General features: G+C 71.1%; 13 protein-coding genes. 4 read left to right on the forward strand and 9 right to left on the reverse strand.

Annotated elements, in window-relative coordinates:
- The 6 genes from ACWERV_RS23085 to ACWERV_RS23110 all read right to left on the reverse strand — a co-directional run bounded on the left by ACWERV_RS23085 (position 1) and on the right by ACWERV_RS23110 (position 3,897).
- Positions 1-903, reverse strand: coding sequence for a hypothetical protein (locus ACWERV_RS23085; RefSeq protein WP_452936014.1), 903 nt, complete (start codon positions 901-903; stop codon positions 1-3).
- Between the two features lie 88 nt (positions 904-991).
- A complete protein-coding gene (locus ACWERV_RS23090; RefSeq protein WP_452936017.1) occupies positions 992-1,522 on the reverse strand; it encodes a hypothetical protein in 531 nt (176 codons plus the stop codon).
- A gap of 35 nt (positions 1,523-1,557) precedes the next feature.
- On the reverse strand, positions 1,558-2,556 hold the full coding sequence (locus tag ACWERV_RS23095) for a helix-turn-helix domain-containing protein (protein WP_452936019.1): 999 nt from the start codon (positions 2,554-2,556) through the stop codon (positions 1,558-1,560).
- A gap of 72 nt (positions 2,557-2,628) precedes the next feature.
- Entirely contained in the window at positions 2,629-2,964 is a 336-nt protein-coding gene (locus ACWERV_RS23100; protein WP_452936022.1) for a hypothetical protein, read from the reverse strand.
- 34 nt (positions 2,965-2,998) lie between these two features.
- A complete protein-coding gene (locus ACWERV_RS23105; protein WP_452936024.1) occupies positions 2,999-3,541 on the reverse strand; it encodes a hypothetical protein in 543 nt (180 codons plus the stop codon).
- 152 nt (positions 3,542-3,693) lie between these two features.
- Positions 3,694-3,897, reverse strand: a complete 204-nt coding sequence (locus tag ACWERV_RS23110) for a hypothetical protein (RefSeq protein ID WP_452936026.1) — start codon at positions 3,895-3,897, stop codon at positions 3,694-3,696.
- A 489-nt stretch (positions 3,898-4,386) separates the two neighbouring features.
- Here ACWERV_RS23110 and ACWERV_RS23115 point away from each other — a divergent pair, with 489 nt between their 5' ends.
- The 4 genes from ACWERV_RS23115 (at position 4,387) to ACWERV_RS23130 (ending at position 7,071) form a co-directional block, all read left to right on the forward strand.
- On the forward strand, positions 4,387-4,689 hold the full coding sequence (locus tag ACWERV_RS23115; RefSeq protein WP_452936029.1) for a hypothetical protein: 303 nt from the start codon (positions 4,387-4,389) through the stop codon (positions 4,687-4,689).
- A gap of 800 nt (positions 4,690-5,489) precedes the next feature.
- A complete protein-coding gene (locus ACWERV_RS23120; RefSeq protein WP_452936032.1) occupies positions 5,490-6,101 on the forward strand; it encodes an RNA polymerase sigma factor in 612 nt (203 codons plus the stop codon).
- Positions 6,098-6,784: a hypothetical protein gene (locus tag ACWERV_RS23125; protein ID WP_452936034.1), complete on the forward strand. Its 687-nt coding sequence runs from the start codon at positions 6,098-6,100 to the stop codon at positions 6,782-6,784. Before ACWERV_RS23120 ends, ACWERV_RS23125 begins: the two co-directional genes overlap by 4 nt.
- Positions 6,785-6,888: 104 nt before the next feature.
- Positions 6,889-7,071 carry a hypothetical protein gene (locus ACWERV_RS23130; RefSeq protein ID WP_452936037.1) on the forward strand — a complete coding sequence of 61 codons (183 nt, stop codon included), beginning with the start codon at positions 6,889-6,891 and terminating at the stop codon, positions 7,069-7,071.
- Positions 7,072-7,180: 109 nt separating this feature from the next.
- On the opposite strand, the gene ACWERV_RS23135 is transcribed toward ACWERV_RS23130, so the two are convergent.
- The 3 genes from ACWERV_RS23135 to ACWERV_RS23145 all read right to left on the reverse strand — a co-directional run bounded on the left by ACWERV_RS23135 (position 7,181) and on the right by ACWERV_RS23145 (position 13,608).
- Positions 7,181-8,677 carry a hypothetical protein gene (locus ACWERV_RS23135; RefSeq protein WP_452936039.1) on the reverse strand — a complete coding sequence of 499 codons (1,497 nt, stop codon included), beginning with the start codon at positions 8,675-8,677 and terminating at the stop codon, positions 7,181-7,183.
- Between the two features lie 191 nt (positions 8,678-8,868).
- Positions 8,869-11,313, reverse strand: a complete 2,445-nt coding sequence (locus ACWERV_RS23140) for a hypothetical protein (protein WP_452936041.1) — start codon at positions 11,311-11,313, stop codon at positions 8,869-8,871.
- Between the two features lie 990 nt (positions 11,314-12,303).
- Entirely contained in the window at positions 12,304-13,608 is a 1,305-nt protein-coding gene (locus ACWERV_RS23145) for an XRE family transcriptional regulator (RefSeq protein ID WP_452936043.1), read from the reverse strand.
- Positions 13,609-13,813: the final 205 nt, after the last annotated feature.

Consider the following 13,813-nt stretch of genomic DNA (forward strand, 5'->3'; position numbering starts at 1 on the left):
CTACGGGCATGCCGGGTCTTCCACGGGGGGGCCAGCGGGGGCGTGTCGGCTGGCGGAGATTCCGCGGCGGCCGGTACGGAAGGTCAGACGAGGGGGTAGTTCGAGGGCTCTGACCCGGGCGGAAAGGGAAGCCAAGCTCACCCCGAGGACGCTGGCGATGTCCTCCCGGGAGCGGCTCTTGTCGGGCCACAGTTCCCGCAGGAGCTTGTCCTTCTCAGGCGTGAATACCGATGGCTTGGTGCTGGCCCGTAGTTTCGGCGGGAGGGCTGCGCGCAGGCGGTCGTGTCGGCGGGCGGCGTATCGCAGCGACGAGGAGTTCGCTACACCAATTGCCCGCGCGACAGCAGCTAGGGAGGTGGTGGGGTCGTCCTCCAGCAAGCGGGCGGCGTGGTCGAGGAGTTCGTCGGGAACCTGCCGAGTTGTGCCCTGGGACGCCTGGTCAATCCATTGCAGGACGGCCTGCTCAGCTGCATTGAAGAGCGGGTCGTTGTGCCGGTAGCTTACGAGGCCGGAAAGACTGGTGATCTTGGACGCTTGCAGTGCAAGCGGGACGTCACCGCCGGTGCGGATCAGCGCGGCCAGGTAGTCCCCGAACCGTGCAGCCCTCTGGACGGCCTCGGGGTAGCCGTCGAGAGCCGCGCGTAGCTCTCCGTCAGTGCTGGAGACCCCTGCGAGCAGGGACGGCGTGACGCCGGCGGACACGGCGGCCTGGTCGACGTCGCGGCCTGTCCGCAGGAGCCGCAGGACGTGCTCGCGTTGCTGCCCGGTCAGGCCGCGGCTGTTGCGGAGGTCGGCGTTGTGGGCGGTGCGGCACCGACGGCAGCGCCCGCCGCGGCGCCACCCGGTCGGCGTGCCGCAGTAGTCGCCGCCTTCGGCGCACTTCACGGACGCGGTGCTGGTCACGGTTTGCGGATCCCTTCTCGCTGTCACAGGGGGCTGTCACCCTGCGGTGGGCGGAGTGTCGCCACCGGGAATGATCGGGCGCCGAGCATCAACTGATCGCCTGAGGATCGGTCGCCAGGAGCCGGACGGGCTTGGCCGGCTCGGTGGCCTTGCGGTGGGCGAACTCCCAGAACCACATGAGGCCGAACGTGAGCGCGACGCCGAGCAGCACGGGGCCCAGACTGGAGGGAACAGAGTAGTCGGCGGTATTCCGGTAGCTCTTCCAGACGCCGCTGGCCCCGGCCCCCGCCACCGCCATGTCCATGCCGATAGCGATGCGTGCCCACACCAGGCGTACCACCAGGAACCGCGTGGACATGTTGCCCTCGCCGCCGGAGGATCGGGCGACGGCATCTTCCGCGGCTACGTCCAGGGGCGTTTTCCCTTTCCAGGCGATCCTCATGGCCTGCACGGCGAGCAGCACCGTGAGGGCCGCGAGGATCAGGTAGACCGGGCCGGCGTGGAAGACCGTCGGGCCGATCATCATAAAGCCGATGGCGACATACATGGTGTGTACGGGGCCGCACCACCGGTGAGGGCAGCGCTTGGTGGGGGTGTAGGGCTTCTTCGGGGTCTTCACAGGTTCCTCTTCGGTCGGCGGCAGCAGTGCCGGGGTCAGGCGTCGTAGGTGACAACGACGGTGGTCTGCTGGGCGACTCGGGCGACCATGGCGCGATGCCAGGAGGCGGTACGGCGGGGCGTGGGGTTGGTCGCGAGGTAGTCCTCGTCGGTGCGGTACACGGTGACCTCCGGGACGGGCCCGGTGGCGTAGGCCTCGGTCATCTCGGCGGTGAGATCGGCGGCCGCGGCCGCGGTCTCGGTCTCCAGTGCGCGCAGGGCGCGGGCGACGCCCAGGGGGATGTCGTACTTGCCCTGCTCCCAGTGGCGGACGGTGCGGCTGCTGACGCCGAGGTGGTCGGCGAGCCAGTCGCCGGTCAGGCCGAGAGACTCGCGCAGGACCCGGAACTCGGCGTCGCTCATCGGGGCGGTGGCGTCCTCGATGAGCTGGTCGCGCAGGTTCTGGAGGTACTCCTCCAGGCCGTTGACGACCGCGACTTTGCTGTCGCTGATGTTGGCGAGGTCGCGGGTGATCTCGGCGGCGATCTCGTCGAGGCGCTCGTCCGTGGTGTCCGCGGTGATGTCGTAGTCGTCGGCCTCGGAGCCGTTGACGGCCCCGTCGATGTCCCACACGGCGACCTGGTCAGCCTCGTCGAACGGGCCGTAGGAGTCCGTGCTGTCGGAGCCGAGGCCGAGAGCCTTCTCGATCTCGTCCTCGGCGGCGCGGGCGTCGTCGCCGAGGCGGGCAACGTGGTTGTTGCCGTCCCAGACCTCCTCCCAGTCCGCGAGGATCCGGTCGGCCAGCGGCATCAGCTCGTCCATGACGCGGTTCGCGGCCTTCGCGGTCAGCCGGGGAATGCCGTAGCGGCGCTCGAAGCCGTGGCGCACGGAGAACGGGACTGCGTTGCCGACCTCGGAGTCGTAGGTGGCGAGGACGGTGCCCGTGCGCAGGTCCAGTTCGATGTACGCAGGCTGCGGCTCGCTCTGCCCCTGGTACTGCCGGTACAGCCCGGCCGGCTCGTCCAGCTGGATGACGGTGGTGGTGTAGTCGCTCATGATCCGAGTCCTTTCGGATGAGGGCTGGAGCTTGTCTCCGGCCCGGTGGGGTGGGTGCTGTGCGGAGGGAAGTCAGGCGTTGGGTTCGACGGTGGCGATGTACTCGTGGTCGTTGGGCGCTTCAGGGACGAGCCCCCACGGTCCGACGGTGCGCCATCCGGCCTGCTGCATCAGCAGCTCGGCCTCCTTCATGGCGTCGTACACGTCGCCTTCGCGGGCGTCCACGCTGGTGACGGCGTAGAAGACCATGTTCCCGTCGGTCTCCCATATCTGGATTCTCCGGCCGTCCGGAGTTGTTTGCGGCACCATCACCGTGTCCTCCATGATCAAGACATCCATGCGGTCCGTCTCCAGGAACTGCGGGTCCTTCGTGATCCAGGCGGTGAAGTGGGCGCTGTCGGGGTTCATCTGCGGATGTGCCTTTCGAGGAGAATCGCTGGCGTCAGAGCGCGGCGATCGCGGTGCGGACCCCGCTGGTGATGAGCGCGAGCAGGTCGAGCTGGGTGCGCTCGCCGTCGTAGTAGCGGATCTCGTACGCCTTCGCGTCGTAGTGCCTGAAGTGCAGCTTGCCGTCCGCGGCGTCGAACCAGACCTTGTCGACCGCGCCGAGGAGCGCGCCGGCGCGGCTGTTCGCGATGCCGCGGCCGCCGATCGCGGCGTAGGAGATGTTGCCGGTGTTGTAGCGGTGGATCTCGATCCCGGCGAACTCGGCCCAGTCGTTGAGGTAGACGCGGTCCATGCCGTTCTTCTGCCAGCGGCGGCCGCCGATCGCGGTCATCGTCTCGACGGTGAAAACGACGGGCCTGGTGCGGCGGGCGGTCTTCAGCGCGCCGATCGCGAGGCGGTGGGCGAGGGACGCGGCGTCGATGGCCCAGCGGCCGGCGTGCTTGGTGGCGGTGACGACGCCGCGGCGGCACCATGTGCGGACGGTGTCGGCGGTGACGCGGGCCTGGGCGGCGGCGGTGTGGGTGTCGAGGTGGTTCATGACCGGGTCCTTCCGGCGAGGTCTGGGGCTGTTCCCCTGACCAACACCCACATCGTACCTTCCTAGATTAGGAAGCGTCAAGCGCCTTGCGCGCCCGCGTGAGTGGGTGTCCATCGGGACGCGTGCGAGGTTCCCAGTATTGACAACCCGCCCTACTCTCCCTCGTCGGCGAGGCGGGCGTCCCGCTCGTTGTTGGCCCGCTGCACCATCGTCAGCAGCACGGTCGCCAGATGCAGGTACTCGCCCTGGGAACGTCTCTCGGCGGGCGTCACCGCGTCCCACCCCTGTACGTGCCACGCCATTCGGTCCGCGAGCGGCACGTCGGGCATCTGCTCGACGGCGGGCTGCTGGTCCACGGGTGCTCCTCAGGTTGGGTGGTCCGAGGGTCCCAGGACTGTGTCGCAGCTATGTCGCACGCGGGGTGGCCACCCGGGGAGGGCTCCGCGGTCGTGCCGGCGGCCGGGAGCTGCACGACGACGGGCCCACCACCTGCCGTTCGGGCCCTGCGGCAGCCGCTGCACCCGGGCCGGGCGCACCACCGCGGTCCCGTCCTCCCGCTCGACGAGAACATTCCGCGGTGCGGCCGTCCCGGTCGTCACGTACGGCAGGTCCACGTACCGATCGCCCCCACCCGGCCCGTACCGAACCCGCACCACCACCGGCACCCACACCTTCGGGCCCCGGTTCTCCCAGGACCGGCTCCGCGAACTGTGGGCGGACGAGAACCTGACCACCACGCAGATCGCCCAGGCCGGCGGGTACGCGCCGGGTGCCTGGCGGCCGAAGGCCCATACGGTGACCGCGCGCTCGACGCCGTGGCGGTAGCGGTGGTAGTCCGCAACGGCGTGCCGGAGGAACCGGGCGACGGCTCCGGCGTACGGGCCGTCACCGCGCTCGTCGTACCGCGGCCCGCACGGGTCCTCGCGGCGGCGGGCGTTCTCCAGGAGAGGGTCGGCGAGCAGCCGGGCGAGTTCGGCGTGCCACCTCGACAGCGCATCCGCACGGCCGCGGAACGCGGCGAGGAGGTCGCCCCCGCCAGCCGCCAGGCCTTCCTCCTCGGCGTCGAAGTACGGGCGCACGCCCAGCTCATCGACCCGCACCTGGTACTTCATGGGGCAGCCTGGCGCGAGCTGCCCCCGGCGTCCTAATCCAGTACGGCCAGTGCCGCCAGCTCTACCAGACCAGCGTGGCGCCTCCGCTCGGGAGGCGTCGACGACGACGAGCTCGACGGCCCGTCTGGTGCCGGCAAGCGAGTCCAGATGCTGCTCGATGACGTCAACGGTCAGGTCGGACCGGGAGCGGACCAGCAGCCGGGGCAGCGAGGGCGGGGCGTCCCAGCCTGGAGCGAAGGCGTACGTGCTGACGTCGGCGGCCGCCACGTCGACGGCGAGGTCGCGTCCCGTCCAGGCCTGCTCGGTGTCCGGTTAGGAGGCCGTCGCATCAGCCAGCGCTCCGGAAGCGGCAGGCCCTAGTCGTCGCCCGGGGCGAGGTGCGCGTCCTGGTCCTCTTCGCCGCCCCGGCCGGGCGGCGGTGGAAGCGGGACGAACGAAGGCGGTTCGTCCGGCGTCGGCGGTGTGTCCGGGACACCACGCACTACTTGATCGACATCATCCTGATTGCCAGGTTATGCGGGAGTCATATCGAGATCGGTGCATGATCCGGTACGCCGCAAATCGTCTCCTGCGTGATCCGCGTCACTTTGCGGGTGGAATCCGATCGCCCCTCCTGGAAGGGCCGGGCAGTCGTCACAGCTCACAGGGGGTCAGGTATCCCAACTACGTTACCGATCGTGTTACTTGATGATCACTCAGTGATTTTCGTGGGCGACTGATGAGTGAAGGGGAGGCGAAATCGCTTAGGTGGGTATCGAGGCACCGGCCTCCGGCGCGGTTCCCCGCGCCGTCATCCACATGACCGGACCGGCGGGGCGATCCGGACGGAGGCTGATGTGACCGATGACGTTCCGGACCGGGCTGCGCCCGCGTCCGACAGCGGGCAGGCCGCCCTGGGCGCGCTCGCCCCGCTCGAGCTCGACTTCCAGGCCTTCTACCTGGTGCACCAGGAGATCTTCCACAGCTACGCGGAGGTCAACCTCGGCTTCCCCGGGCAGGCCCGCGAAGCCGTGCACGAGGCGTTCCGCGAAATCCTCAGCGGCTGGAACGCCCTGCTGCAGGAGGGCGAGATCGAGCAGCAGGCCTGGGGAATCCTCCGCCGCACGGTGGCCCGGTACCTGGAAGCGGGCAACCGCCCGACGGCGCTGCTCGTCAACGGCCCGATCGAGCGTGCCAAGGCGGCCTCGGCGATCCTTCGGTCCGCACGCGAGCGCCTGGCGCTGATGGACGGCTCCCGCGGGCTGTACGTGGCGATCGCCGACCTGCCGCCGCGGCAGTTCGACGTCGTGGTCCTGCGCTTCGTGGTGGGCTACCCGGCCTCCCGGATCGCGTGGCTGCTGGGCATCGACGAGCGCACCGTCGACTACCACATCCGAAAGGGCAAGGAGCGGCTGCGCGTCCAGCTGGGCCTGCCCTCCGAAACCGACACGAGGGGAGTACGCCCGTGACCGCGTCTCTGGATGAACTGCTCGCCAACGCCCTGATCCCGACGTCGGCAGCGAGTTTCGACGTCGCGGCAGGCCTGCGCCGGCTGGCGGACGAGGCCAGTCCCGAGGGCCCGCCTCCCGAGGTGGTCCGCGCCGCGCAGGCCAGGGCCAAGCTGTCCGTGGTGTGCCAGTGGGCACTCAACGCGCCCGGCGCGTCCCGGCACGTCGAGCAGCTGGCCTCCAGCCTGTCCGAAGACGAGATGTGCCCCACCCCGGCCGGCGACCTCGACCTCGAAGGTGCTCTGGTCTTCGCGTGCATGCTGTACCAGTCCGGTCAGCCCGAGGGCGCCCAGTTCTGGTGGCAGCTCGCAGCCGGCGCCGGGCACGCGCTGGCCGCGTACGCCCTCAACCAGTACCACCTGGTCCTCGGAGAGACCCGGGAAGCGCAGCACTGGTACCACCAGGCCCTCAGCGCCGTGGAGGACGCCGCCGTCACCAACGGCCGGGTCGAGACGTTCCTGACCGCACTGGGGGCGGTCGCGACGTACGTCGGCCGCACGACCCCGACCAGCCGCACGAGCCAGGCCCTGGCCGCCGAGATCGCCCGCCTGGCCTCCGGCTCGTCCTACGGCATCGTCAGCCCGCCCGACCAGCGCCTGGTCGACGAGCTTACCGAGCAGCTCGCCGGAGACAGCCGCTCCTGACCCTGACCCGCAAACAGCAAGGAGCCCTGGTCCGGCCCCCGGATACCACCCCATCAGGCCGAACGGGCTCCTCACCCGGCATCCCCGAACAGAGGAACACCGCTATGAAGAATACGTCTGCGCGCCCCTGGGCGTACCGGTTTCGCCGTACCTGTACCGGTGCGGCCGCGTGGGCGCGGGCCCGCCGCCGGGCGGCCCTGGCCCAAGTGCTGCGCGGGGCCTGCTACGCCGTCGGCAGCGGCGCCGTGGGTCTCGCCGTGGTGTGGCTGGAGCACCACGCCGTCTGAAGCAGCCTCCCCGGGCCGCCGCCCCGCGGCGGTCCTTGGGTCCCCCTCCGGCTGGCGCGGCCCGCGGCTTTGGGTTCAGCTGTCAGCTGGCCTCGTCGTGCAGCCGGGCTCAGCGGGCGCGGGGTGGGACCATCCGGGCGTGGAGCAATGCGGCGCGGGTCAGTTCGGTGCCTTGTGGGTGTTCCTCGTTGAACAGGGCGGTCAGGCCCTTCGGGGCGTCCCAGTGCTGCCGCAGGCTGACGATGGCACCGAGGTTGTCTAGGAGCTGGTCGACGACGGCTGCCGCTTCACTGGCGCGGTCGCCCCACCCGTCTCCCCACCACAGGTGCTCGAACGGTGTGCAGGGCGCGGGGTGGACCTGGCCGTCGCTGGTGGTCACCCACACGGCATGGTGCAGGACGACGGAGGCGAGCTCCGCGCCGCCGGCCGGGAGGGACAGCGGCGCGTAGAACCGCCACCTGGGCTTCGGTCCGTGGGTGCGCAGCACGGGCATGTCTGTGAGCGGGTCCACGAAGAACGCGTCGGCCTTGACGTCCTGGGCCAGGACGGCGTGGGCGGCAGTCGGGTCGCACATCGTCAGCCTCCGCGACCACCGGTCGCTGACCGTGCCGTCCTGGACGGGGACGTCGGTGACGGTGCCGAAGGGCAGCAGGCGCGGGTCACGGCCGGAGGCGATGTCCAGCGCGGCGACGGCGTCGGGGTGGGTGTGCAGCGCGATCTTGTGCCAGCCCTCCCGAAGAGCCCGGCCGTCCCCGCCGCTCGGCAGCGGGTGGTTGCGGGTGTCCGGCACGGCCCCGGCAACGATCTGACGGGGCCGCGGTCCGACTTCCTCCTCGCAGAAGATCTCGACGTCCTGAACGGCGTTGTCGATCTGCTGGTTGCGGATGCCGTTAGCCATCTCCGTAGCAGCCGCCTGCGAGGCCGCGTCCAGAGCGGGGTTGGCCGCGGCGCGACGCAGGGCCCGTTCCCGGTCGCCGACTGGAGCCTCGACCACGGCCGGAGCGGTCCCGGGCTTCCACGAGCGGATCAGGCTCGTCAGGCGGAGCAGGGGCGGCCACCAGGGAAGCTTCTGGCCGACGAGGTCCGCGACGACGCCCCAGCTCGCCTCGTACTCGATACCCGGGTGCGCGGTGTCGGCAGCAACCAGCGCCGGCCCCCACGGCCCCACGTCGCCGTACAGTGCGCACACGGTGACGACGCCTTCCTGGTTGCCGCTGCCGGCGACCGCCGTCGCGACGTCGGTGGCGGCCCGCGAGCTGTCGCAGTGTACGACCCGGATCACGCCGACGTCGGTGCCCCAGTCCTGGGCGGGCCCACGTGGCGTGTCCCGGTAGCCGAGCCAGCGACCCGGGGACAGGCCAGCAGGCAGGGGGCGCAGCAGCGCTGCACCGCGGTGAGCGAACTCCGGGGTGCGAGCTGCCCAGCCGTAGACCTCCTCGGCCGGCCACATCTCCTCGGCGTCCTGCTGGCCGAAGGTGCCGTGCGCCTTCTTGCCCGGTGCCGGGAACTTGTCGTACTGGCGGGACAGCCGCCGCATCCTGAAGGTGCTCACGCCCAGTAGGCGCTGGACCTCGGTCCTGGTCAGCTCGCCGTGGCCGACGCTCATACTGCTGCTCCTCACCGTCTTTGTAGCGAAGCCGCTCCGGCTTCGGGCAGATCATGAGGCCGCTGGCTGGACGGCACGCCGGATCCGTCTGTTCTCGCCCGATTCCTCCTGTGGTTTGGCCGAGAAGCAACCGGCCAGGTACGTCCTCGGTATCGCCGCAGGTTCAGCGCCGCGGCGCGGAGGCACCGGGCTCACCGCGCTGCTGCCCGATACGGAGCCGGAAGCCCGTCGACCGTGCGCTCGCACGGAGCGCACCGCCCCGACTCCGGCGGTACGCCGTGGAGCCTTCGGCCGCACGAGGACTCCCGGCAGGTCCACGCCCGGACCGCGGTCGGCTCCGCGTGTCCGCGGACCAGGCGCAGCATCAGCTTCTGCCCGGCGGCGTCCAGGCCCTCCAGCTCCGGCTCGACGAGCAGGTCGCGGGTCTCCTCCGCGCACAGCGGGCACAGTCCGGAGATCCGGTCCGCGGCCGCGCGCCCGCACCCTCCACCGCACGCCAGCTTCTTGGCCGCGGCGGTCTCCGCATCGGCCGTGGTCTGGGCGCCGTCGCGCAGGCGGGCCTCCTGGAGGGCGGTGTTCGGTCCGCCCGGGGCGGCCCGGTTCGCGGTCGACGCGGCGAGCCTTACCGCCCGCTGCTCGGCCGCTTTCGCCGTCTCCTCGCGCAGCCGCCGCTCGACCTCGCGCCGCCGGACTGCCTGCGGCGCGTTCGGGCGGTCCGCGGCCACCTCGGCGGTCACCCGCTCGCGCAGGGCCCGCTGGCCGGCGATACGCGAGCGGCACATCTCGCATGGCAGGCCGGTGTCCATCCGGGTCCCCTCGTCGCACCGCGGGTGGGTGCAACCCGCGCCGCCGCGGGGCAGGCCTCGGCGAAGCAGCCATCCGACCGGGTCGCGGACCTGGTCCGGGCCGTCCTGCACGGCCAGCCGCCGCTCCAGCCGCGCGGCGAGCAGCTGCACCGCGCGGTCCGGGTCGTCGGCAGCCGCGGTCACCGCGGTCAACTCGCGGCGGAGCGCGGCCACGACCAGGCCGCGGGCGCCGCGATGGACCAGGCGGTCCCACAGCGCCGCGGCCGGAGCCACCACGGCAACAAGATCATCCGGCGGTCGGGGCACCCTCCCCCGTTGCTGGTCGTGACCTCGTAGCTCCTGCTGATGCACGCGGCCGACCGCGCCCGCCGACTGCTCCGAGCAGCCGGCGCCCGAGTATGCCGGCTGCGGCTCGTGTCGGTGGTTCACGGCGGGGGGAAGGGGTTGCTGCTCCCCGCGCAGCGGGCCGCCGGACGTACCGGCGACCTTCGGCCGAACCGGGAGCCGGTCCCCCGCACCACCGTTCACGTCCTTGTGCGCGCGTTCCGGCAACGGCGGGTATCCGTACGCGGCTTCGCCGGAAAAGCCACATCCAGCAGCACCATCACCAACTACCTCCACCACAGGTGAGTGGTGGGTGTGAAGGCCTGCCGTATCGCCGTGCGCGCTCTGACCAGCACCTTCGCGAAGCACGAGCACGGTGACCTGTGCTGTTGCCTCCGGTGCCGCGGTCTGGTCCGGCCCTGCCGTATCGCCGTGGGGGCAAGCACCCGCTGCATCCACGCCTTCGTCGACCACGCCCTGGACGTCACCGGGGACCCCGTCGGACTGCTCGCCGCCGTCCAGCGGACCCGGGTCGTCCGCAGACGCTCCGCCCCGACCGTCGCCGTCGAAGTCCTCGTGCGAGCTGGCGTCATCCGTGTCCCACCCGGCCCACCACAACTCCGTGCTGACGCCCCCGGCAGCGGCTACGGCCTCGGCGAAGCCGGAGCAACGGCTGGGCGCGGGCACACCTTCCTCCGGTCCGGCCGGCAGCTGGCGGGCCTCGTGGCTCCGTTTCGTGAAGGACACCCCGTCGGCGTCCGCACTCCCTGCGGGCGCCGGCCCGCCGCGGTGTGCCGCCCGCACCGCGGGCAGCACCAGCCGGGTCCTGCCGTCCGGACGGCGGACCCGCTCCACCAGTCCGGCATCAGCCAGCCGCCGCAGCGACCCGGCCGCACCGTCAAGTCCGCACCCCAGCAGCCGCGCGAGCGTTGTTACCGCCCGTCCGTACCGGCGTACCACCGCACCGCCGCACAGCCGCACCCGGCCCTGCTCGGAGGCCTCAAGCAGCAGTAGCAGCAGCGCGAGCCGGTCGGTCGCCGCCCCCCGACCCGTACGAGCCCCCAGCAGACCTGCCTGGCCCGCCCGCCCGTCCCGGTACGCGATCGCCGGCCGCATCACCGCGTCCACCAGCCGCCACAACACCGCCAGCTCGGTCCGGCTGAGCGCCAGCGGATGCCCCACCACGCCCCGGGCCGCGCGCACCGGCACGACCTCGAAGGCAAGCAGATCGTCCTGCCCGTACTCCCCCGGCACGTCCACGACGTCCACGACCGGCGACCGCCGCAGCACCGGCATGACCGCCGACGCCGTCTGCGACAACGACAACCCCAGCCACTCCCCCAACCAGCGAGAACGCATCAGCACCCGCGGCGGCGTCCCCCCCGACGGCGTCCGCGAGGCCAGCACCAGCACCGCCAGCCGGACCGGATCCGGCGCCCCCTCCGTCGCGTCCAGCAACGCCCGGACCGCGCCCGCGAGCCGGCCGCGCATCTGCCGGCCGAGCACGAGCGGATGTCCCGCCGCACGTTCCGGCACCGGCCCGGCCTGAACCGGCACAGGACCAAGACGCGACCGACCCCGCCGCGGACCCGGCACCCGCCCAGCGGCAGCTACCACCGCAGCCGCGTTCACCGGCCCGCCCGCAGGGTGCTCGGGGCCGGCCGGTGCAGGTCTGAGGCGACCGGGGCGCTGCCCGGGAGGTCGGAATGCGTCACATCTGCGGCAAGCCCGAAGCCCCTCACCGGCGTGACAGCCCGCAGCCGCGACGTACGGCTGAAACAGCACAGGGCGGTGCCCGGAGGTGTGACGTTCACCACCTGGAAGGGCCGGTAGACCCACACCGATGGCTGAAACGAACCCAGGTAAGCACGCGGAAACTGGCGCGCGCGCACGACAGCATGCAAAATAGCGGTGCTCCTTGCGATACCCGCGAGGGCGCACAAAGCCCCCGTGGGGCTAGCGAGTGAAGTTCGAAGGTCCGACCGGCTGCTAACCGGGCGGACGTTCCTTCGGAGGGGCCTACCTCCGGTGGAAAAAGGGGTGATCAGCCCGGAACGGTGGGGACCGTCCCGGTGACCAGAGCCCCGGCGGCACAGCCGCCGCAGACCTTAAGTCATCCCGGCCCCCTCACCACCAGAGGTGCGGGCCGGGATGATCTGCATCTGGGCACCACGAACACCCCGGCGAAGGACCAGCAGCCGGTCAGGACTGCTGCCCCCACGGCGGGGTGCGGTGTCGTCGGCGCGGGGTACGGGTACCCTGATCACGTCGGCTCCCTCCTCTGGGTAAAGGGTGCTCGGCATCGGCTCTGGACCCTGCCCGGGGTCCGCAGCCGCAGTGGCCCCTCCCGGCTTCCCCAAGCCGGTCTGATGGGGCCACTCTCATTTTTGTTCAGTTGATCAATGCTGGTGGTCACTGTACCGCCCAGCCCGCCACTCTGGGTGGGCGGGGGCGTGACGTGTCGTCACGAACGGTGCGGGCGCGTGACCGTCACCCTCACCTCGGCGGAAGCGAAGTGGTGACGGTGACGGGTGGGGTGGGGTGGGGACCCGGTTGCACATCCGAAGGTGTTCCTTGGGCTCCTCGAAGGTCGCGAAGGTGCGCCACGAACGCTATAGCTTCGCTGACCTGGCCGTAACGAGCCTGGAGTACGTGCCCAAGGTCAGCTGCGACCATGGCCAGGGAAGGCAGTGAGCGACGGTCAGCACTAAGCGCCTTCTCGCCATATGCGAGCGCTGTGTCCAAGTCCCCCTCGCGGGCAGCGACGACTCCAAGGGTCACCCGGGCCTCGGCGATACGCATCGGAGCACGCTCCATTCCGCTGAAGTCCGTGCTCGCCCGGATCACCTCGCTGGCCAGCTGCTCGGCGAGACGGTTTTCACCGACCTTACGTAGTGCGTCCATCCGGTAGAAGTCGTACTTCCCCGGGTCCACCACGAAGTGGTTGTCGATGTTCTCTGGGTACGGCAGCCGCTCGAGCAACTGGCGGCCCTTGTCGAGAGCCACTTCGGTCTGCGTCCGGTCCCCGAGCCGCGCCCACGCCTTCGCCTGCTGCGCGTACAGCTGCGCGGCCACGGACTCGTTCGGCGCCACGGCGACGCCGGCCTCCGCAGCTGCGATGACGCCGCGGTAGTCGCCACGGGTCAGTGCGAACCAGGCACGCATCTCGTGCGCCCACCCCTGCACGCTCAGCTCCCCAGCCTCCTGACCGAGCATCAGCGCGGCCTGCCGGGTCGCCTCCGCGTCCCGCGGCCGCCCGGAGTCGTACTCCACGCAGCCCACCAGCAGCGACAGCTTGCCGGCGAGCGCGATGATCTCGCGGTGCTGCGCCAGGCTCACCCGCTGGTGCTGCAGACCGACGACCCGCGCGAGCCACGCCTTGCCCTCCAGGAGCAGCTGGTCGGCGGGCATGTAGGCGTACTCGCAGCACAGGCGGTCCGCGGTGATCCGCAGCGCGTCCAGCGTCGCGGTGTCGACGTCCGACGCCCGTAGCCGGGCGATGATGTCCACGGTGTCCATGCCACTGACCTGCAACACCTCTGCGCGGCCGTCGCGGCGGCCGCGCTCGGGGAAGAACGCGCCCGTGGTGGTGCCGAAGGTCTGAGCGATCGCCGACCGGTACTTCGTCGGCTGCGCGTCCCCCGCCTCCCAGCGCTTCCATTGCCGCAACAGGTCGTGCTCGCTGACGACCTGGTCATCGGGGAGACGTGCCATCAGCGCCTGCACCGCATCGGTCTGCGACCAGTCGCGCGCGGCCCGCTCCTCAACCATCCGGCGTGCCCAGTCAGGACGCTCATCCATGGCTTCTCCTAACCCCGACTCGTCCAGCGGCGCAGCCTGTACCTCAGCACGGATACGCCCGAGCGAAGGCCGCCCTTCTGCGGCCGAGGATGGCACGGCTTCTTGATCGCGCGGAGGTGACAAGTAGCGGTGACATTTCGAATGTCACCAGCCGATGTCACTTTCCGCAGACGCACCATCCGAGCACGGTCATGGTCATCAAGTG

Source organism: Streptomyces sp. NPDC004031, assembly GCF_053604375.1.

What these genes read in the sequence shown, in the direction of transcription:
- ACWERV_RS23100 (WP_452936022.1), bottom strand. Translation starts at nt 2,964, where the DNA reads ATGAACCCCGACAGCGCCCACTTCACCGCCTGGATCACGAAGGACCCG.
- ACWERV_RS23095 (WP_452936019.1), bottom strand. Translation starts at nt 2,556, where the DNA reads ATGAGCGACTACACCACCACCGTCATCCAGCTGGACGAGCCGGCCGGG.
- ACWERV_RS23145 (WP_452936043.1), bottom strand. Translation starts at nt 13,608, where the DNA reads ATGGATGAGCGTCCTGACTGGGCACGCCGGATGGTTGAGGAGCGGGCC.
- ACWERV_RS23130 (WP_452936037.1), top strand. Translation starts at nt 6,889, where the DNA reads ATGAAGAATACGTCTGCGCGCCCCTGGGCGTACCGGTTTCGCCGTACC.
- ACWERV_RS23105 (WP_452936024.1), bottom strand. Translation starts at nt 3,541, where the DNA reads ATGAACCACCTCGACACCCACACCGCCGCCGCCCAGGCCCGCGTCACC.
- ACWERV_RS23135 (WP_452936039.1), bottom strand. Translation starts at nt 8,677, where the DNA reads ATGAGCGTCGGCCACGGCGAGCTGACCAGGACCGAGGTCCAGCGCCTA.